We start from the raw sequence: 20,437 nt of genomic DNA on the forward strand, positions 1-20,437 counted from the left end.
AATTATTTATAACTTAACAAGAAAAATTGCGAGTTAATTCGTTGACATCTGTTTTTCAGGGCACTAATATTATTTAATAAAGTTACCGTTAACTTAATTTAATTAGATTGATGCACTATTTTGAAGGAGCGCTCATTTATGAATACAAAAACAACCGAACTTCAATCTGAGATTAAGGAGCATTGGGAGAAGCAGATTTTACCCTTCTGGTCCAACCTAAAAGATACAACCCACGGTGGATTCTACGGCTGGGTTGGCAACGATCTTCAGGTTAATCAACAGGCACCCAAAGGCGGGATCGCCACGGCACGGCAACTCTGGTCTTTTGCAGCAGCGTATCGGGTTACCGGAAACGAGAGATGGCGTGAGCATGCTGAACATGCATACCGTTTTCTCGCCGATCATGTGATGGATACCGAATATGGCGGCATGTACTGGATGGTAGATTACACAGGGGAAGCACTGGATACGAGCAAACATGTGTATACGCAATCATTCGGCGTGTATTCACTCAGTGAGTACTATCGCGCTACCGGGGATGCTTCTGCATTGGAACTTGCGAAAACGCTTTTTGCTCTAATCGAGGACAAAGGTCTGGATGCCGAACTACCTGCGTACAAGGAACAATTTGATCGCACATGGAGGGAACAGCCCAATGAAATGCTGAGCGAAAATGGGGTTATTGCGGATTACACAATGAATACGCATATCCATGTGCTGGAAGCCTACACCACGCTCTATCGCGTGTGGCCGGATCAACAAGTGAAGGCGGCGCTGGAACGCCTGCTCGGAATTCTATATGAACGGGTGTATGACCAAGACACCAAGTTTCTCGGGGTATTTTTCAACAAACAGTGGGAATCCATCATCGATCTGCGCTCGTTCGGACATGACATTGAAGCCAGCTGGCTGATCGACGAAGCACTGAAAGTTCTGGGGATGGAACAACATCCGGAGTATGCAGCGATGGTTACGGATATTGCCTATAACATCTCCAATGTAGCCGTGAATGCGGATGGTTCCCTGTTAAATGAACAAGAAGGTGAACATATCGATGAGAAGCGAATTTGGTGGGTTCAGGCCGAGGCGATGGTGGGCTTCTATAATGCATATCAGCGTACAGGTGATCCATTGTTTCTGGAGAGAGTGGAACGCTTGTGGACCTATACAAAAGAAAACATCATTGATCAGCGCGCTGGCGGGGAATGGTACTGGTCGGTTGACGGCAACGGAACACCGGATCAGAGCGAAATTGCCGGACCGTGGAAATGCCCGTATCACAATAGCAGATTCTGTATTGAACTAATCGAGAGGATGGGATCAGAATGATACACCCGAAATACAAGGAGTTACTGGAGAAACAGGAGCAGTTACTTAGTCGCCCTAATGAGATCAATTCTTCCTTCTACAACGGCATATACGATCGGTACCAATATCCGGTTATCACTCGTCATCATGTACCGCTGCATTGGAGATTCGATTTGGATGAGACGACGAACCCGCATTTTATGGAGCGTCTCGGTATCAACGCTACACTGAATCCGGGAGCCATCTATTTCAATGGCAAATACGTCATGGTCATTCGTACGGAAGGATTGGATCGCAAATCAATCTTCGCGCTCGCCGAGAGCGATAATGGTATCGACGGATTCCGTTTCACGGGTAAACCATTGGTCTGGGAAGATATCGATGCGGATGAAACCAATCAGTATGATATGCGCCTCGTTCAACATGAAGATGGCTGGATCTATGGCATCTATTGCTCGGAACGCAAAGACCCGGAGGCTCCTGCATTTGATACGTCCAGCGCAGTGGCACAGGCAGGACTGGTTCGGACACGGGATCTCACAAGCTGGGAACGGTTGCCCAACATCACAACGAATTCCCCTCAACAGCGCAATGTAGTTTTGCACCCGGAATTCGTGGATAGAAAGTATGCCTTCTACACCCGTCCACAGGACGGATTCATCTCAACAGGCAGTGGCGGCGGAATCGCCTTCGGACTGTGTGAGGATATCTTGAACCCGGTCATTCATGAAGAGACGGTTATTGATGAACGGCAATATCATACGGTATATGAGGTCAAAAACGGCCAAGGCCCTGCTCCGCTCAAAACGGATCGTGGCTGGATTCACATTGCTCACGGGGTTCGGAACACTGCAGCAGGCCTGCGTTACGTGTTATACACATTCGCTACGGATCTGAATGATCCAACGCATGTGATTGCCAAACCGGGCGGCCACTTCATTGCCCCTTATGACGATGAGCGGGTAGGCGATGTGTCCAATGTTATTTTCTGCAATGGTGCTGTGGTCAATGAGAAAGAAGAAGTCTTTATCTATTACGCATCCAGTGATACTCGCTGTCATGTGGCAACAACCACTCTGGAGAAACTGGTCGATTATACGTTCAATACACCGGCTGATCCTTATCGTTCCCTGGACTGTGCCAGCCAGCGGGGTCAGCTGATAGAACAGAATGAGAAGCTTTTACAGAAACAATTGACATAACATCGGTAGAGCGTCCTCTCATGCAAGCCTGAAATATGCTGAAAATAGCGAACAACAGCCAGAATTGCTTTATTCCAAGTTGGTAACGATGTATACTGATATGGATTGTTATTATGTGCGGAGAAAGCGCTCATCATAATGACAGCACATTGTGCCTATACCGGCTTGAAGGAGGCGACCATACTGAAGAACAATATCACCATGCGGGATATCGCCGACAGGCTCGGGGTCAGCAGTGTGACCGTCTCGAAAGCATTGAATGATAAAGATGGCGTGAGTGGCGAATTAAAGGAAAAAATTAAAGTACTTGCTGTCGAAATGGGCTATCGGTATAATGCCGCTGCCCGTTCGATGAAGGAAGGCTTAACCCATAATATTGGCGTAATTATCCCGGAGCGTTTTACCGGGCCTACGCAGTCGTTCTATGTACGCGTGTTCCAGCGCATCACCAAACATCTGGAGGAACAAGGCTACTACGGCATTCTGCACATTCTGAATGTGGAGGATGAGGAAGAATTAACGTTGCCCAAGCTGTACAGCGACAACAAGGTCGATGGTTTCATCGTGCTCGGACAGATCAGTAAAGAGTATATTGAACTGGTGAGATCGATGGAGGTTCCCAAAATGTTTCTCGACTTCTACGATGAACATTCGGACATCGATTCCGTCGTTACCGATAACTTCTACGCTGCCTATGAGCTGACAAACTATCTGGTTCAGCAGGGCCACCGGAACATTGCTTATGTAGGAAACTTGTATTCCACGAGCAGTATCCAAGACCGATTCCTCGGGTACTACAAATCCTTGCTGGAACATCGCTTGCCGATGAATCCAGATCTGGTTCTGAATGATCGGGATGAACGGGGTACGTTTATTGAGATTGATCTTCCGGAACAGCTGCCAACCGCTTTTGTATGCAACTGTGATCAGGTCGCTCATCTGCTCGTTCAGAAACTGACTTCAATGGATATTCAGGTGCCTGGCCAATGCTCTGTTGTTGGTTTTGATAATGATATCTATGCCACGCTCTCCGATCCCAAGCTCACAACCGTCGAAGTGGATGTGGAACAGATGGCACGCACGGCAGTTCAGTCCATGCTCAAAAAGGTCGACAACCCAAACCGCAGTTTCGGCCGTGTACACGTGAAAGGCAACATCATCTATCGTGAATCGGTAAGTGCTGTGTCTGCCTCATCAGATACTATGGATATTTGAATAAAAAAATGAAATCAACGAACACAGATGACTGGCCTTTATCTTACTGGCCAGTCTTTTCTGATGCATCGGAGCTTAACGACGGCGACGATCTGTTGAATCCTTCAAAAATGTAGTCGTTCTCCAAATCGAGAGGATGAGGATCAGCTCATACACATTGGTTAAAGTACCGGTTTCCACTGGCAGGGAGATTAACTGCCCTACAAACAACAAGGCAGTTCCAACAAACAGCCAAACCCATTTATGTTTGAAAAGAACGATCAGGCTAACAAATAAGAGTACAAGCCCCACGATGATCACCATCATCGGCGGACCTCCATGAGCTTCTGCCATATATCTCAGTACTCCATACTCTTCTATAACCCTGAGATTTTTAACCTCGGATAAAGTAAAGCCTACAATCTGGTAGACAACCAGACCTAAAGTTATCAGCCATGCTACCACACTCGTTATACTTCTATTGGCAAACTTGGCACCTGAGCTGCGCAAGATATGGTAGCCAACAAGAATAAGGGTAGGGGTAGCAAAGGCATGTAGCCAAAATCGAAGGCTACTGAGAACCATTAACACTTCCCCATCCCCTATCAAATTACCTATAGCAATAATTCCATTGTCATATGCCAAGCTGAACGCTACGAATAGCTGAAAACTGGAATACTCGAGCCATTGCTTCCTATGGGTTAAATCGACGGCCATCCAAACAACAAGTATCAAATAAACAAGAGTAAGTGCGGAGTATATCCATACATCCAAGCTGCTTCACCATCCTTATTGGTCAATTCTAATAAATTATATTTACCGGTAAGTAAAATTACAAGGCGTACTTGCATAAATGGTTAATTTGTCATAAATTACTCACTGATGTAATGAAGATGAATATCGATATATAACGTTTACCCGGAAGACTAACACATGCTTTAGCTCGAGATAATTCACCCTTACGAGGAATCATTATTCAAACAACCCGCAAACTGTATATGGAGCTAAATTATATAAAAAGAGCACCCCCGGCTATCGTAGCTGCAGGAGCACTCTTTTCCTTATTTGAAGAACGTAAAAGCAACAGGTTACTCTGATATCAATAACTTGTCTTCAACCAATTATCCTTGGACCAGGTCAATTTACCCGAACCCGCGCCATTGGAAGCCGTGAGGCGTGCATTCAACGTGGATGGATCATCCGTGGTGTAGCTGTAAGGAAGTGTCGAGAAACCGTTCCAGGAGAACGATTTTACCACCGCCGGAATTGGCGCCAGCGGACTGCCAGACGTATCACTGCTGCCCCGGAATGAGCTTCCATCCAGGGAGTACATGGTATCGGTCACTCTGATTTTGCCGGTATAGGTTGGATCTGCCGGATCGGTCTGATTGTTACGAACAGGATACAGCACGTCCTTAATGACTGATTTCTCAACCAATACAGCTCCGCTTTCCGTAGAAATCGCTCCGTTGCCAATGATATCGAACTTATAACCTTTGGACGCAATCGCTGTTGCCATCGCCGTTGTAATTTTGGCTTTAGCGGCACGTGCCCCTGTTGCATCCATTACGATGTTGTACGCATGTGCGTTGCCTCCACGCAGGCGTGGCATCCGGTCCTGAATATCTTTGTAGAGATTATGGTGCAGCGTCATGGACAGGTTGGCATTAGCCGATTCCAGGCTGGTCGAACCGACCAGATGTCCTTTCTTTTGTGGTCCCGAGATGGCGATAATATCGGCTTTGCTGAGACCTACAGCACTGCTGCGCAGGTAGTTATACATGGGATAGGAAGCCTTGTTTGCTTCCAATTCGTTAATCTGCTGGGTAACCCAGCTGTTCGAGCTGCCGTCATCCCCTTTGAAGAGGGACCAGGAGATGGTCACGCCGCTGGTTCCTTTTTTCGAATCGACGAGTCCGTCATAGGCTTTATTAAATGTGCAGTGATCAATCCATACGTTGCTGTTCTCCTCCAGGGTGATGTAATCCCAATCGTTCTTGTCGTAATCACCTTTGGTGGATTCATCCCATTCCCATAACTCATCAAATTCCAGATTGCGGATGATGACATTTGAGCTTCGTTTCACGCTGATCGCAGCGTGTTTGATCTTGGAACCATTGGCGGAGAAAATCGTGAGTCCATTGAAACCGTCAATCGTGAGCTTGCTGACACCGGTCTGTTTTAATACGGGATGTGTCAGCGCATCATTATGCTTGGCAAAAGGAGAAGTCTGCGCTGCGCTCGGAATTTCATTCCATCCCAGATTCAGATCGTTCATGATCTCAACAACTTTGACACCGGAGTTCTTTTTCAGCGCCAATGCCAGATCGGTCGCATTATACACTTTCTTATACGTGGCTGTGTTTGATTCGCTAATGATGCCGCCGCCCGCATTCCCTTGGGAGAAGCCTGTTAGATTGTAGTCTGCGTTACCCGCTGCCTGCACACTTGCCGGGCCGGACAATAAAGTTAACCCTAACGTTAGAGCCAGAGCTGTGCTGCATAAGCTTCGAAATTTGCTTTTCATCGATTCCATTCCTCCCAATATATGATGATGACATTCGTCCATCGCTGCCATGCCAGGTACGAAGGACATGTTCTCAATGTAGGTTATGAAAGCGATTACAACAATAATCCCTATCTCACATGTGGTTAGGAAAGGCTGGTAAGGTAAGGGTTTGTACTGTAAGCAACCTTGAATCGTACAGAGTTAACTTGGGGAGTAAGGTTTCAGGAATATATCGTGGTAACAAGAACATTCCAGATGGGATGAAATTAAAAAAGCAGGACTGCATCTGCCGCAGACCTGCTCGATTTTACTTTTTGATGGAACGTGTCCAGAAGCCGCCATGGAACTGTTTGGGCTCCACGGTAATAACAAATGCTTTGGGGTCCAGATCGAGAATTGTCTGGTAGAGCAGTTTCTGGTTTTTTCGTTTTGCCAGAATCTCCATCACAAGCCGATCCCCATCACGTCCACTGCCCACCCATGCAGTAACACCGTACCCTTTATCCCGCAGGGCATTCGCGACGCTTCCATCCAGCTGATTACAGATTACTTTAACGGTGATATAACCGAGCGCAATCTTTTCTTCAATCCACGCTCCGAGCAGCACACCCAATCCGTAACCTACCGCATATACAATCAGGGCCTCCGGTTGTTTAAGATAGTTTAACACCAGATTCAGACCGAGCACATAGATCACAATCTCACCCATGCTGATCAGTGCAGCGATGTATTTCTGTCCTTTGAGTGTCAGAATCATCCGGAGTGTATAAGCGGATACATATACAATCTGGATCAAAAAGATAAATACCAATATTTTAAACAATCACAATCCCTCTTTCCTGGCCTTCGCAACGGAATTGGCCCTTTGCTGCATATACTCGACGATTTCGTTTCATCTATGCTTCCTGTATGTTTGCTCTATCTCCATCATTGGACGTTATGCCCTCATTCTAAACGGTTGAATGTAAATCCGTAGGCATTTTCTGCTCTCTGGCATGCCGGAACTGCAATTATAGAACCGTTTGTACCGATTATCAACCCGGCGGAGGTCCCAGGGTCGAAAATGGGAGTCTTTGAATATGCTGTATCATCATAAAGCCAAGCACGCTGGCACAGGATATCAGGTCAAAACCAGGATGGATGGGTCAAAACAAAAAGGGGGTACCGTCATGCAGTTATGGCAGGAGATGGAGCGGGAAGGCATGGAGGAACTCATTTTTTGCCATGATGCAGATAGTGGATTGAGGGCGGTCATTGCCATTCATAACACGGTCCTTGGACCTGCGCTCGGCGGATGCCGCTACTGGACGTATGCATCCGAGGAAGAAGCTGTTCGGGATGCTGTGAAGCTTGCCAAAGGCATGACGTACAAAAATGCAATCTCTGGACTACCGTATGGTGGCGGGAAAGTGGTCATATGGGATGTACCTTTTGCCAAGAATACAAAACCGGATGAGGATGGTTGCGGATCTCAAAGTGTTGAGCAGGTCGCTGGAGATCTAGGGGTAGAGCAGCAAAAGGGCGCTGCCGCTGAACGGAAAGTCGCCGCTGATGAGATGACACATCCACAAGATAAAAATCGGGATACTTACGTATCCAAGCGGGCGCAGCGCTTTCGCGCACTGGGTCGTTGTCTAGAGCGGCTAAATGGACGGTACGTGACCGGTCTTGATCTGGGTACCACGGCGACAGACATGGACCAGATCCGGCTGGAGACCGCACATGTGACGGACACCACGGGTTCGCTTGGGGCGCAGGATGACTTCACTGCCGAGATGACCGCCTACGGCGTACACATCGGCATTGTGACCTCGCTGCGCCAGCAAGGCATTGCATATTTGCAGGGCATTCCCGTTGCCGTCCAGGGACTGGGCAAGGTCGGGTATGCCCTGTGCCGTTACCTGCATGCAGCCGGGGCACGGCTCATTGTGGCAGACGTTGTACCGGAGCGTGTACAACGTGCCCTTGTGCAGTTCAGCGGCGCCATCTCGGCCGATCCGGCCCATATTCACGCCGCTGACTGCAAGGTCTTCGCCCCCTGTGCCCTAGGGGGCGTACTGACCCCGGCAACGGTGGAGGAGCTGCGCTGCTCCATCGTTGCCGGGGCGGCCAACAACCAGCTGAGTGAACGACAGCTGGTTGCAGGCCGCATGCAGGCGCGCGGCATCCTGTACGCGCCTGATTATGTGCTCAACGCAGGCGGAATCATCTCCACCGCCTACGAGCTGGAAGGCGCCGGGCCTGACCTGATCCGCCAAAAAGTGGCGGGGATTGCAGGCACGCTGAGCAAGGTATACGCAGAGGCTACGCAATCTGCGATCTCCACAGCCGATGCAGCCGATCGGCTAGCCGAATCCATCCTCCGCTCAGGCCATAAGAAATAGGGCGCCCCCTCCTGGGGAGCCTCCACTGCTTTACTTCATTCTAACGAACCTGATACACGCTATTTGGTCCTTTTAGCATGAATCTAATATCTAACGAATCTTAGGCACGTTATTGTGCCTAGTTTGGTTCTTTTTCAAGCTAAATAGCTACTTTTCCGAAGGATAGCGTTCCTGAGGTTCGTTAGAATTTATATTTCAGATTTTCACCCTGAATAGGTTGTCTCAGGTTCGTTAGCGCTGCGGCGAAGGTTTCCTTGGGGTAGTATCACCTAACAAAAAGAGCTAACCTAGACGTAAGTGTCCCGGTTAGCTCTTTTTAGCTCTTTTTAGCCCTTCTTAGTTCTTCTTAGCACTCTTAACTCTTCTAGGCTCTTATCACTTCGTCCTTCTACTTTCTAATCCCTTATCGCTTTTGCTCTTGCTCTTGCTCTTGCTCTTGCTCTTGCTCTTGATTCCTTGATTCCTTGATTCTTTGGCTCATTTTTTTCCAATCGCTCTCTGTACGGATTACATTAAGTTTTCTTGTAAACCGTCCCTCTCAACGTAATCCACCCTCTTTTCTTTCCTTCTTTTACTACTTTACTTCAGTCCTTCTTTTACTCTTTTATTCTTCAGTTCTGCTGCAACTTCTCAAACTGCAACCGACCTCTTCTTCGCTGTCTTCTTCTCTCGAAACAGTAGCGTCCACAGCAACACATTCGCTACGATCAGTAGCGCACCATAGATCCATACGCCCCCTGACACCGAACGGAAAAAGACATGGACTCCCCATAACATAGCAAGCACAGGAAGGGCGGCGAATACATACCAACCATCACTTTGCTGTGCCATACTGAAGGATTGGGAGAACGGCGGCTTACGCAGCAACAATTTGCCTGCCAGTGGGACAAGCGCCGTAGCTGTCAGCATAATAATTGCAATATCCGGCAGTATCCGTAATCCAAATGTCCAGGTGAACAAAACGGCATTTGCCAGAAATATAGGCAGGAACATGTTGCATAAGAATGCCTTTAGAGCGCCTTTATATAACGCGCTATCATTCGCCATCGGTGCAACGCGAAAAGTCCAGAATGCCTTATATTGTCCTGAAAATTTCAGCATGACTACAACCGTTACAACCAGCATCAGCACGATGTAAAAGGTGTATACGAACGAACTTTGTCTAAACTCCGCCCAGGAGGAGGATTGCAATTCAGTAAACCAAAATACATAAGGTAAAACAAATGATAAACCAAGCGATGGATACACCTTCAGCTTGAATTCCCGTTCATTACGCATCATGCTGGCTGACAGACGGAAGCAAGCCTGCTCCTCTCTCGAACGACTGACCACCTTGGAGATCAACCGATCCCATCGTCCACGTCTGCGTCCGGAGGACTGACCCGAATGTGCCATTTTTTCCAGATACAATTCAAAGGAAGGCATAAGCTTCACATATACGATCATACTCACCACAGGAACCAAGACTGCAAGTGCTGTGAAGGTATAGATCCACACATTCCCGCCCCCTGCAAATAACCATTCATATGCGGCCGCATACCATAACGGAGGTAACAGCAACTGCCACCATGCCGGGGTAAATACCATACCAAAGTCAATAATGCTGAACGAACGAATGACCAGCTGATAACCGATCGCAATCCCCACGGAAAGCAGAATCTGCACCATATTGATCATATCCTTCAGCTTCTCACCATCCAGAAACTTCATCATGAACAGATAGATCAGAGACGTTGTCACCAGAATCAGCATATTGATCAGAATCAGTTCCACAAGGAAAATCAGAAAGAATCCGATCCCATGCGTTACTAACGCGGCAATTAGCGGTATACCGGTTAATGAACCTGTCAGTAATAGCAGGTATACGCCCGCATGGATGGCTCGGGCCATCCCCACCGTTCGTCCATTAACGGGCTTGGTCATAATAATATTACGATCCCGGATGTCCAGCAGCACAGAGGAAAAATCCGAGATCATGGACGTCATGATCATAAACATTAAGATGCCAAACACAAGGCCCATCTGAAGCATGAAATGCCCCGTATCCCAGACGATGAAGGGAACCATCATCAGTCCCATTAATCCATACAACCACAGGGATCGAAGAAACTGATTACCTTCCTTGCGCTCTTTTTTCCCTGAATTGTTGGACAAAATGGTAGGTACTCTGCGTTGATCCATCTGGAACTTCACTCGCAAGATCAGGCGCAGCACATCATAATCCGCCCCTGTTCTGGCGATGAGCGGACGAAAGCGATCCAGAATCTTGAGTGTGCGGAAGTCGGAGGATTCCTCCATATCAGTACACCTCCTGCACAATGGATACAAAACGCTCCGCAATGGCTTTATGTTCATTGAAGCCTGTCAATTGATTGAACACTTCTTCCAGCGTGCCTTCCATGGATTGCTGTTGGAGCTGCTTGAATGTACCGTCTGCCACTACGCGCCCTTCAGCAATCAGTACAATTCGACTGCTGATCTTCTCCACCACATCCATGATGTGTGACGAATAGAAGATCGTTGTGCCTTTGGCTGACAATTGTGACAAAATCTCTTTGACCACCATCACACTATTGGCATCCAATCCGCTGAGTGGTTCATCCAGGAACAACAGATCCGGGTCATGCAGCAGCGCAGAGATCAACAGCACTTTCTGACGCATACCTTTGGAAAAAGAGGCAATGCGGGAATGATATGATTTTTCCATTCCAAAACAATCCATCAATAGCTTGGCTTTGTAATCCGCATCCTCATAGGACATACCGTATAACTCTCCCGTAAAAGTCAGATACTCCGCAGGCGTTAATTGTTCGTACAATTCCGCCACCTCCGGAACATAACCGATTCTGCGTTTATACTCTACATCGCCATCCGCAATATCTTTACCAAAGATTCGCACCGTGCCTACATATCCTTCAACCAGCCCGAGTAAAATCTTAACCGTCGTACTTTTGCCAGCCCCGTTTGGGCCAATATATCCAATCATCTCACCGCGATTTACTTCCAGATCGATGCCGTTCAGCACATAACGTCCGTTGTATCTCATACGCAAGCTTTCAATTGATAGCACTTGTTGTTCACTCACTTCGTTATCCAGCTCCTGTCTCTATCTTTTTCTACAATTCTACTAGTTTACCACAGATTGGGATGGTAATGATCGGAAATAGGTCACGATTTGAGCCATCATCTGGATATTCCTTTCGAGTAAAAGCATCACGTAACATGCGTGAATACATCACAAAGCCCCTATCCCACCTTATGGTAAGAGACAAGGGCTTCCACTTTATGTTGAATCTTATTTTCTAATATCTAAAAGTCTTACTGCACCTTAACAATCTGAAAATGTTGATTCGTGCCGCCATTATCCGTCCACTGGATGGCCGCAGCCCCATCTGCCAGGGATTGACTGGAGATATCCAATACTTTGCCTGTACTGCGGTTCTTCAGTTTATAATAACCACCACCTACATGGACGAGCTGCCATTGCTGGCTGGCCCAGCCACCATCATTCCACTGTTCAATGACAGCCCCATCCGTCGTGGCACCATTCTCCACACCGATCAGCTTGCCACTGGAACGGTTGATGATTTTGACATAACCGCCACCCGCATCGGTAATCTGCCACTGTTGACTTGTCATCCCCCCATCTGCTCGCTGCTCCAGGTCCGCACCGTTGGCGGAAGAACCCCCAATGACATTTAGCAATTTGTTACTCTTACGACTAATCAGCTGATATGAAACATTCGGGTCCCAGACATCCGGTGTACTCACTCCGGTCACAGTCCCTGTTGCTGTATCAATCGTAATACTGCTGGCCCAGTTCATCGCCAGACTAGTTCCACTAGGGAACGATAGGGGCAGCCAAACATACTTGGAATCCTGCACCGGTCCGCTCCATGCACCAGCCCAGCGGTCACCCATGTAGAGATAGGATGTGGTCTGTGAACCTTCTATAGGAACGACATAGGTGGATTGGGAACCATACGTTGTGCTGTCTCCAAAATTGCTAAGCCCGCTCCATGTGCCTGTAATGCTGGAGGCTGTCGCATATTTGGCCTGATTTGGATTCCAGCCGGTCGCACCTGAGGTAATCAGGAAGTAGACGCCGTCTTTTTTGAATAGGGCTGGTGCTTCACGATATTGTCCAGGCCACAGCGTTGTGACTAGGGATTCCACACCCAGAAAATCCGGGGTCAGCTTATATATATTCAGATCAGCATTCACTCGGGTCGCAGAGATCAGATAAGCGGTTCCGTTATCGTTGTATACCGTCATGTCTCTGGAATCATACCCAAGTGGACGATAACTGCCCACATATGTGTAATTGCCATCCACCGTATTCGAAGTAGCTACCGCCACTCGGGCCTCGCCATAATCCAGACCATTCTCCTTGTGCATCCACAGCACATATTTGCCGGTAGCACTGTTGTAGATGACCTTTGGGCGTTCAATGTTAGAGATATTTAACTCGGCTGCCGAACTGCTGGTGAGCACATCATTGCGATACTCCCAGTTCTTCAGATCCGATGAACGATACACCGATACCGCCTTGAACGTTCCATTCGTATTACGATTCTCCCCAAACCAGTAATAATACCCATTTGCCTTGATCATCCCGCCCCCATGAGCATGAACGACATTGCCATTGGTATCCTTGAACTGTATCCCGTTCGTTACACTAAGTGGAGCAGCTGAAGCATTCGGTCCGGGTGCAAGCAGCATACCTATGGATTGCAGCGCCAAAACCAAAGCAAGCAGATAACTCAAGCGACGGGTAAAGCGACGTGAATGTGTATTCTTTTTCAACCATCCATCGTTCATAGCCATATCGTAATGCACCTCCATGTTTTTTGTGAAGCGCTTACATAAAATAAAATCGATATGTCTTATCTGCCTCCGATCGATGATGCATTTTAGCATTAGAATTCTTGGCAATACTGGCTGGCGTTCACCTCCCTGATTCCGATTGTATCCGCCACGTTCCTGCTCGAATAGTGAACAATCCGGCGGAAGATGTACAATTTTATACTCCGCTCTCTCGATCAACAACAAAAAGACGCTTCCCCCGAAGCGTCCTCTGCTATACCTGCCCTGCCCCTCCATGATGTAACGATCTCTAGCTGTGTGCGGCTGTTCATAGGCAGGTTTTTATATGATGTTTTATCGGCGTATACTCGCCCTTATTGCTTAATCTTGGTCGTCAAAATCCTGGTCAAACGATAACACTTTACCTGTGTTGGCATCGATATCTACATCTGCTTCACCTTGAGCAGTTCTCAGTTCGATCTCATACACATAGCGACCATCATCATGATCCAGCTCGACTTTGGTTACTTTACCACCCGTAACTTGTTTCAACGCAATGTTTGAAGCCTGGGATGCCGTCAATTTGACCTGCTTGGAAGTAGAGTTATTAGATGTGTTGCCTGTTACAGTACCTTTATAATCGTCGTCATCATCGTAGTCTTCATCATTCACGACAGCAAGGATTTTGCCTGTATAAGCATCCAGACGAACGACAACATCATTGGTTCCTTTTCTGTCGATCTCAACTTCATAGAACGTTTGGCCGTTTCTACGCTCCAGATCCACGTCATCCACTTTACCATCGGCTGCTTTTAACGCCAACGCTTTCGCTTGGGATGCATTCAGCATTTTACCTGTGCTGTTCTGATTCTGTGTTGCAGATTGTGTTGTTGACGTTGGTGTAGTTTGCACTGATTGTCCGTTCACATTCCCGCTAGCCGCTACGGCCGATCCACCAAGTAATACTGCTGCTGACAAGCTACCAATCCAAAGTTTATGTTTGTTCATCATCATCATTCATCTCCTCGTTGTTGTTGTTTCGTTCTCGTCTACATTTATAGAATAACCTGCAGGAATGAGAGATCAGCGAGAGTTAGATTAGAATTTGATGAGAAAATGAAGAGAATGCTCATTTAGTGAGTGTTCATTATGTATGTAATCTAAAAGAAATGAAAAAGATGACCCCAACATTAGGAATCATCTATCCAACAAGGTGTAACTCTATATTCAATGGATTCCTGTACAAATGTTAATCATCGTCCTCATCCCAAGTCACCGAACGAATTGCTCCTGAGATGGCATTCACTTGCACAATAGCCTCCCGGCCATCCTCCAAATCAATTTCAACCAGATAATATGGATTCCCGCTGTTGGTTCCACGCAGTTCGATGTCGTCCACTTCCCCCGGAACCTCCGCAAGTGCCTTCTGTTTGGCTTGTTTCTCGCTCAGAAACTGAGGTTTGGGATCATCCTTGGTTGGTTCAGTTGTCGGGGCTGCTATTGTTTTGGAAGCTATCGTCTCTCCCGTGTATGGATCAATCGTGAGTTCTTCACGACTGTTATCCTTTGCCTTCACTACCGCGGTGTATATCGGACTGCCTTGCTGCTCCACAAGTTCAAGCGAGACCAATTGGTTATCTGTTTTTTGTTTTAACAACGCCGTCTTGATCTGCTCGCGGCTCCATAACGTCTTCTCTTCCGCTTGCGGGTTCGACTCCAGCCGTTTAATGGAATTCACAGCAGCTGTAACGGCATCCACTTGCACATCATATAGGCCGGTCTCCGAACGGAGCTGCATGATATACGTCCCGTCCTTCAACGTGGAATTCACAATCTCACCTGGATATTGATCAAGCACCGATTGTGCTGCCGCATCTGCCGTAAGTACCGCACCCGTCGATTGCCAAGGCTTCCACCACACCACAACTGCCACAATCAGCACAACGAGAAGCCCTGTACCCCACCAGAGTGACCTTCGCGATTTCGCCCATCCACTGTTCCCTTGTTCATGCCGTTTCATCTCCGGTGGTCGCTGCTCATGTTCTGTCATCACGTTTCCCCCTATGCACTCTCTTATCATCCCCAGTTGATCTGATGCTTATCAGTATATAAGAGAAGAATGAGAATTTCATGAGAGCGGCCCGTTCTGAACCGATAAAGGCAAAATAATCGAAGCCTCGGTGCCTTCACCCTCGGTGCTGGTCAGTTCGATCCGTGCTCCAACTGCCCCTGCAAGCTCTTTGGCAAGTGACAATCCCAGACCTGAACCGCTTGCGCCTAAGCTGCGTGTCCTGGCCGGATCAACCCGGTAGAATCGGTCAAATACCTTCTCCAGCTCGTCCTCCCGCATACCAATCCCGGTATCCACGATTCGAATACGGCACTCTTGTCCCTTGGCTTCCAGCCTGATTTCAATTGCATCTTCACTATACTTTCGGGCATTATCCAGCAAAATAAACAACAGTTGCTTCAGCTTGCTCTCATCGCTGATCGCCCAGATTGAACCTGGGTCTTCACACCGGACTTCACGGTGATAGGCTTCGCGAAATGCACGTGTCGAGTCTGTAGCCAGTCTCGTGATATCCACACGCTCCAACTGTACATTCCACTGCTCTGGCTGCTTCGCGAGCAGTAACAGTTGCTCGGTCATCTCTCGCATGCGAACCGATTCGGACAGAATCGCTTCCACCGCTTCATCAAATACCTCGGGCCGCTCTTTTCCTCGCCGCTGTAGCAGACTGGCGTAGCTCTCAATAATGGTTAGCGGTGTTTTGAGCTCATGAGATGCATCGGATACAAATCGCTCCTGTCGCTCAAAGTTGGATTCGAGCAGATCCATCATCCGGTTAAAAGTTTGTCCCATCGTTTTCAGTTCATCCTTCGACCCTTCCTCCAGTGGAAGACGCTTGAATTGGCCGCTGGACTGGATATCAGTCATCGTGCGTGTCATCTGCTGAATCGGTCTGGTCATTCGATTCGCCAGAATCCGGCTGGAGATAATGGCTGGAATGAGAGCAATAATCGTGACCGCCACAAGCACAGTTCGCAGTACAGACAGACGATTCTCCGTCTCTGCAATGCTCTCGGTGACCTGTACATTCACTACCTCGCCATCAGGCCAGATGACCGGGACTGATACCCACACATAACCAATCTGTTCAACTTGGGTATACTCCGATTTCTTCTCACTTTCGTACTTATAAGGCAGCTTGCTCAGCTGCTCGGAAGCTGCTGTTGTTGTCACTGGGGAACTGGTGCCGTCTTCATTAACAATCCGGAGCATGCCGTTCACAGGCGCGTAGGCCCGTAACAAGTCATCCGGCGGAATGGAGCCGGCAGACTGACGCACTCCTTTGACAATAGACTCCGCTTCCGCTTCCACCCGATTAACCTCGTTATCAATCGACATCCGTTCAAACACGATGTAGACCGACAGGTTCACCGCGATTAACAGCACAGCAAATAATACAGACGAATATCCGTAGATTTTACTGCGCAGGCTCATAACTGTTCCTTCAGGACGTATCCTACGCCCCTTACGGTATGTATTAAGGGTGGTGTGAATCCGTTATCCACCTTTTTGCGCACATAACGGATGTACACATCCACCACATTAGTATCTCCATAATAATCGTATCCCCACACGGCCTGCACAATCTGATCACGACTGAGCACCTGACGTTGATTCTGAAGCAGATACACGAGCAGGTCGAACTCACGTGGAGTAAGCTCAATGGCCACACCATCTCGGGATACCTCTCGCGTTCCTTCATTTAGTTTCAACCCGGCAGCCGTCAACCAGCCCGCCTCAGCTTCGGCCTGATGCCCAGAAGAGTCATTCCCCGTATCAGCAGGTGTAGACGAAGAAGCGGAAGAAACAACAGACGCCACTGCACTAAGCCGCAATGCAGCCCGAACTCTGGCAAGTAGCTCTTCAATCTGGAACGGCTTGGTGATGTAGTCATTGGCTCCTAGATCCAGGCCGGATACTTTGTCTTCCACGGAATCTTTGGCAGTGAGCATAATGATCGGAACCGTAGCATCTTTGGCACGAACTCGCCGCAACACTTCAATTCCACTCAGACCAGGCAACATCACATCCAGCAGAATCAGATCCCACTGTCCTTCAGCATACTTCTCCAGTCCTTCTGTTCCACTACCAGCCTTGCCCACCTGATACCCCTCATACTGTAGTTCCAGTTCCAGCAGACGTGCTATTTTGGGCTCATCCTCTATGACCAGCACGGCTTCGTTCATGCAGCGCTCCCCCTCATCCCCATCATTTCATTCTCCCGTTATCTTACAATAACATCTACAATTTGCCCAAGGCATCTTCAACCGGATGCTCCCCGGCAATTAGATCAAAGGCCATCCGGTACGTCTTCTCTTCCTGCAAAGAAGCCACGATTACGCGGGCTACATCTTCACGCGGGATGCTTCCCGGCTCCAGATCGGTTCCAACTGCAATCTTGCCTGTGCCCGGTTCATTCTTGAGACCACCTGGACGTATAATCGTGTAATTGAGATCACTTGCAAACAACACACGATCCGCATAATGTTTCGCCACGTAATAAGGCTTAATGGACTCAGACCATTTCTCCCGTTGATCTGCGCCATACGCACTGACCAGAATATATCTGGAGATTCCTTGCTGCTCTGCGGCTTCCATCGTTTTCACCGCACCGTCGAGATCAATAAGCAGTGTTTTGTCCTGACCGGTAGATCCGCCAGAACCCGCCGTAAACACAATGGCATTATGATCCTTCATTGCCTCAGCCAAATCCTCTACACTACCCTCCAGGTCACCAATTACCACATCTGCACCGAGTTCCTTCAGTGCATCCGCCTGCTCCGGTTTGCGGATCATAGCCGTTACTTTATGTTTGCCTTCCTGTGCCAGCTGCTCCACCACAAACTTTCCGATTTGTCCATTTGCTCCTATAACTAAAACGTTCATACGTCATTCTCCTCTCAGTTGAACGGATGGCTTGTTGCTGCTCCCCGTTCTTTTTATTTAAAGATACTCATCCTATAATTTAAACGAAAGCCGGCGCTTCTAAGCGCCGGCTTCATGTCCATGCCCGTTCAGTACCTCTATGAAATGTGAAGGATTCCATCGTTCCTTTAATATGCCATATCCCCTAGGTACTTTATACGCGACCACCTCACATTGACCACTTCTGCCGCACCTTTTTCATCTGAATATCTGTTATTCTTTGTAATGGTGACAACCAAAAAGGACGCCCAAAAGGGCGCCCTTGAATGGCATTAAGATTAGTAAGCCAGTGCGAACAAACCGTGAATGTGAGCCAGGTAACGGATGTTACTTGCTTCTTTCATCATGGTTGCAGGCAGACCTTTCAGACGAGTCTGGTTGCCACCGATCATGCCGACAGCATCTTTACGACCCAGACTTCCCAGCGTACCGGAGAATACTGGTGTGAAGGATTCCATTGCGCCACCTTTGAACATAACGCCCAAGTTGTGACCAATAGTCTCACCCATTTGCCAAGCCAATTGTGCTGTTGGAGGGTAAGGGCGAGCGCCTTCGCTAGGGAAGACCACTGCGCTGTCACCAGCAACAAACACGTCTTTGTGAGAAGTAGATTGCAGAACTTCCGTAACTTTCGCACGGCCACGATCCACTTCAATTCCGCTGTTAGCAACAACCGCGTTGCCTTGTACGCCACCTGTCCATACGAGTGTGTTCGTAGGGATGGAGCTGCCGTCTTTCAGCAGAACTTCGTTTTCTTTCATCTCGGTAATCGCTACGCCAACGATGAAGTTAACACCACGTTTCTCAAGACTTGATTTAGCACGCTCAACCAGCTCTGGCGGGAATCCTGCCAGGATGGAAGGACCTGCTTCAACTGTGTACAGGGATACTTCTTTGAAGTCGATGCCTTTTTCTTGACATACAGCAGGAAGCAGGTCAGCGAATTCGCCAACAAGCTCAATACCTGTCAAGCCGCCGCCACCAATAACAAACGTAGCGTCTGCTTTGTTGCCGGACTGTTTGTAAGCATCAAGACGTGCTTCAACGTGTGCACGAATACGGTTTGCATCGCTAACCGATTTGAGCGTGAAGCTGTACTCTTGCAATCCCGGAATTCCGAAGAATGCCGTTTCGCTGCCCAAGGCAACGACAAGTGCATCGTAAGAGTATGTGGAGCCGCTGGTCATCAGAACTTTTTTCTCGTCCGGCTTGATTGTATCCACCGTATCGATTTTCAAGTTCACGTTTTTGCCACGCAGCAATTTTTCAAGTGGAAGAGCAACTGCTTGTTCAGCAATGCTTCCCGCTGCAAGACGGTGCAGTTCCGTGATAATTTGGTGTGTAGGGTAACGGTTCACGACAGTAATTGTCGCTTCTTCCGGAGACAAGTATTGACGTGCAGTCAATGCAGTCAACAGACCGCCGTATCCTCCACCCAAGATCAAAATTTGCTTCGACATATCCATCCTCCGTTCTTCTAAGTCTTAACGTTTCGGTTGTTGACGCTCGTTCAAGATGCTCAAGAAAGATTGAGCAAAACGAAGCGATTGTTGTACGTTTGGATCTTTAAGCATTTTCAGCATAGCGAACAAGCCAACTGAAGTTTGCTCTGTTTGCGCACGGTCATTGGCTTCGATGGCAGCAGAAGCTACACCTTTAGCTTTGTCTACAACAGGCTTAGCGAACTCGCCCATTGCGCTCATTGTGTCGCTGATCAGAACTTTGTCTGTTGCTACACTTTGTGCAAAGTCATAAGCTTTTGTCATAGCAGTAACCATTTCAGCCAATTTAGGCAGGTTCTCCACCAGAACGGTTAAAGACTCCTGTACCTCAGGCTTCATCAGTTGATCCAGAACGTCCAAGGACTGGCGCTCGGAAACGTTGGCACCTTCTGTAACTGGCACCTCTTGTTGAGTAGGCGATTGTGACATAAGAGAAAGTCCTCCTTTACTTTGGGATAGAAGTCCGCGACTTTCATGATGCCTGTCAAGCAGAGCCGAACCACAAAATACATCGAATACATTTAAATGTACCAAAT

The 20,437-nt window shown here is 48.0% G+C and carries 17 protein-coding genes; 4 read left to right on the forward strand and 13 right to left on the reverse strand.

From position 1 onward, the window contains the following. Positions 1-138: 138 nt before the first annotated feature. The 3 genes from MHI52_RS29705 (at position 139) to MHI52_RS29715 (ending at position 3,725) form a co-directional block, all read left to right on the forward strand. Complete coding sequence (locus MHI52_RS29705) at positions 139-1,329, forward strand: AGE family epimerase/isomerase (protein ID WP_076251873.1); 1,191 nt, start codon at positions 139-141, stop codon at positions 1,327-1,329. Beyond that, the gene (locus tag MHI52_RS29710) at positions 1,326-2,510 is read left to right on the forward strand and encodes a glycosidase (RefSeq protein ID WP_076251875.1); all 1,185 of its coding nucleotides are present in this window, start codon (positions 1,326-1,328) and stop codon (positions 2,508-2,510) included. Before MHI52_RS29705 ends, MHI52_RS29710 begins: the two co-directional genes overlap by 4 nt. A 138-nt stretch (positions 2,511-2,648) precedes the next feature. Beyond that, a complete protein-coding gene (locus MHI52_RS29715) occupies positions 2,649-3,725 on the forward strand; it encodes a substrate-binding domain-containing protein (RefSeq protein WP_076251877.1) in 1,077 nt (358 codons plus the stop codon). Positions 3,726-3,800: 75 nt separating this feature from the next. Here the strand turns inward: MHI52_RS29715 and MHI52_RS29720 are convergent, their stop codons facing one another. The 3 genes from MHI52_RS29720 to MHI52_RS29730 form a co-directional block, all read right to left on the reverse strand. Then, positions 3,801-4,478: a hypothetical protein gene (locus MHI52_RS29720; protein WP_076251879.1), complete on the reverse strand. Its 678-nt coding sequence runs from the start codon at positions 4,476-4,478 to the stop codon at positions 3,801-3,803. 325 nt (positions 4,479-4,803) lie between these two features. Next, positions 4,804-6,231, reverse strand: coding sequence for a hypothetical protein (locus tag MHI52_RS29725; RefSeq protein WP_076251881.1), 1,428 nt, complete (start codon positions 6,229-6,231; stop codon positions 4,804-4,806). Between the two features lie 289 nt (positions 6,232-6,520). Beyond that, positions 6,521-7,036, reverse strand: coding sequence for a DUF2179 domain-containing protein (locus MHI52_RS29730; protein WP_101313505.1), 516 nt, complete (start codon positions 7,034-7,036; stop codon positions 6,521-6,523). Between the two features lie 346 nt (positions 7,037-7,382). Here MHI52_RS29730 and MHI52_RS29735 point away from each other — a divergent pair, with 346 nt between their 5' ends. Next, on the forward strand, positions 7,383-8,597 hold the full coding sequence (locus tag MHI52_RS29735; protein WP_405158139.1) for a Leu/Phe/Val dehydrogenase: 1,215 nt from the start codon (positions 7,383-7,385) through the stop codon (positions 8,595-8,597). A gap of 630 nt (positions 8,598-9,227) precedes the next feature. Here MHI52_RS29735 and MHI52_RS29740 read toward each other — a convergent pair. From MHI52_RS29740 to MHI52_RS29785, 10 genes are all read right to left on the reverse strand, one after another. Then, a complete protein-coding gene (locus MHI52_RS29740; RefSeq protein WP_405158140.1) occupies positions 9,228-10,895 on the reverse strand; it encodes a hypothetical protein in 1,668 nt (555 codons plus the stop codon). A 1-nt stretch (position 10,896) separates the two neighbouring features. Continuing rightward, positions 10,897-11,682, reverse strand: a complete 786-nt coding sequence (locus tag MHI52_RS29745) for an ABC transporter ATP-binding protein (protein WP_036606587.1) — start codon at positions 11,680-11,682, stop codon at positions 10,897-10,899. 233 nt (positions 11,683-11,915) lie between these two features. Next, complete coding sequence (locus MHI52_RS29750) at positions 11,916-13,424, reverse strand: RICIN domain-containing protein (RefSeq protein ID WP_405158141.1); 1,509 nt, start codon at positions 13,422-13,424, stop codon at positions 11,916-11,918. Between the two features lie 360 nt (positions 13,425-13,784). After that, the gene (locus MHI52_RS29755; RefSeq protein WP_084650299.1) at positions 13,785-14,420 is read right to left on the reverse strand and encodes a PepSY domain-containing protein; all 636 of its coding nucleotides are present in this window, start codon (positions 14,418-14,420) and stop codon (positions 13,785-13,787) included. Between the two features lie 232 nt (positions 14,421-14,652). Next, the gene (locus MHI52_RS29760; RefSeq protein ID WP_405158142.1) at positions 14,653-15,453 is read right to left on the reverse strand and encodes a PepSY domain-containing protein; all 801 of its coding nucleotides are present in this window, start codon (positions 15,451-15,453) and stop codon (positions 14,653-14,655) included. Between the two features lie 78 nt (positions 15,454-15,531). Further along, a complete protein-coding gene (locus MHI52_RS29765) occupies positions 15,532-16,908 on the reverse strand; it encodes an ATP-binding protein (RefSeq protein WP_405158143.1) in 1,377 nt (458 codons plus the stop codon). Beyond that, entirely contained in the window at positions 16,905-17,660 is a 756-nt protein-coding gene (locus tag MHI52_RS29770; RefSeq protein ID WP_074092716.1) for a response regulator transcription factor, read from the reverse strand. Before MHI52_RS29770 ends, MHI52_RS29765 begins: the two co-directional genes overlap by 4 nt. A gap of 55 nt (positions 17,661-17,715) precedes the next feature. Then, complete coding sequence (locus MHI52_RS29775) at positions 17,716-18,360, reverse strand: SDR family oxidoreductase (protein ID WP_127550365.1); 645 nt, start codon at positions 18,358-18,360, stop codon at positions 17,716-17,718. A gap of 317 nt (positions 18,361-18,677) precedes the next feature. Further along, entirely contained in the window at positions 18,678-19,859 is a 1,182-nt protein-coding gene (locus MHI52_RS29780) for an NAD(P)/FAD-dependent oxidoreductase (RefSeq protein ID WP_036606574.1), read from the reverse strand. Between the two features lie 24 nt (positions 19,860-19,883). Then, positions 19,884-20,330 carry a DUF1641 domain-containing protein gene (locus MHI52_RS29785; RefSeq protein ID WP_017691658.1) on the reverse strand — a complete coding sequence of 149 codons (447 nt, stop codon included), beginning with the start codon at positions 20,328-20,330 and terminating at the stop codon, positions 19,884-19,886. Positions 20,331-20,437: the final 107 nt, after the last annotated feature.

Origin of the sequence: Paenibacillus sp. FSL H8-0283 (genome assembly GCF_045040675.1) — a bacterium.
Taxonomy (GTDB): domain Bacteria; phylum Bacillota; class Bacilli; order Paenibacillales; family Paenibacillaceae; genus Paenibacillus; species Paenibacillus amylolyticus.

What these genes read in the sequence shown, in the direction of transcription:
- MHI52_RS29705 (WP_076251873.1), top strand. Translation starts at nt 139, where the DNA reads ATGAATACAAAAACAACCGAACTTCAATCTGAGATTAAGGAGCATTGG.
- MHI52_RS29785 (WP_017691658.1), bottom strand. Translation starts at nt 20,330, where the DNA reads ATGTCACAATCGCCTACTCAACAAGAGGTGCCAGTTACAGAAGGTGCC.
- MHI52_RS29760 (WP_405158142.1), bottom strand. Translation starts at nt 15,453, where the DNA reads ATGACAGAACATGAGCAGCGACCACCGGAGATGAAACGGCATGAACAA.
- MHI52_RS29735 (WP_405158139.1), top strand. Translation starts at nt 7,383, where the DNA reads ATGCAGTTATGGCAGGAGATGGAGCGGGAAGGCATGGAGGAACTCATT.
- MHI52_RS29780 (WP_036606574.1), bottom strand. Translation starts at nt 19,859, where the DNA reads ATGTCGAAGCAAATTTTGATCTTGGGTGGAGGATACGGCGGTCTGTTG.
- MHI52_RS29750 (WP_405158141.1), bottom strand. Translation starts at nt 13,424, where the DNA reads ATGGCTATGAACGATGGATGGTTGAAAAAGAATACACATTCACGTCGC.
- MHI52_RS29715 (WP_076251877.1), top strand. Translation starts at nt 2,649, where the DNA reads ATGACAGCACATTGTGCCTATACCGGCTTGAAGGAGGCGACCATACTG.
- MHI52_RS29765 (WP_405158143.1), bottom strand. Translation starts at nt 16,908, where the DNA reads ATGAGCCTGCGCAGTAAAATCTACGGATATTCGTCTGTATTATTTGCT.
- MHI52_RS29775 (WP_127550365.1), bottom strand. Translation starts at nt 18,360, where the DNA reads ATGAACGTTTTAGTTATAGGAGCAAATGGACAAATCGGAAAGTTTGTG.
- MHI52_RS29725 (WP_076251881.1), bottom strand. Translation starts at nt 6,231, where the DNA reads ATGAAAAGCAAATTTCGAAGCTTATGCAGCACAGCTCTGGCTCTAACG.
- MHI52_RS29740 (WP_405158140.1), bottom strand. Translation starts at nt 10,895, where the DNA reads ATGGAGGAATCCTCCGACTTCCGCACACTCAAGATTCTGGATCGCTTT.
- MHI52_RS29755 (WP_084650299.1), bottom strand. Translation starts at nt 14,420, where the DNA reads ATGATGATGATGAACAAACATAAACTTTGGATTGGTAGCTTGTCAGCA.
- MHI52_RS29710 (WP_076251875.1), top strand. Translation starts at nt 1,326, where the DNA reads ATGATACACCCGAAATACAAGGAGTTACTGGAGAAACAGGAGCAGTTA.
- MHI52_RS29770 (WP_074092716.1), bottom strand. Translation starts at nt 17,660, where the DNA reads ATGAACGAAGCCGTGCTGGTCATAGAGGATGAGCCCAAAATAGCACGT.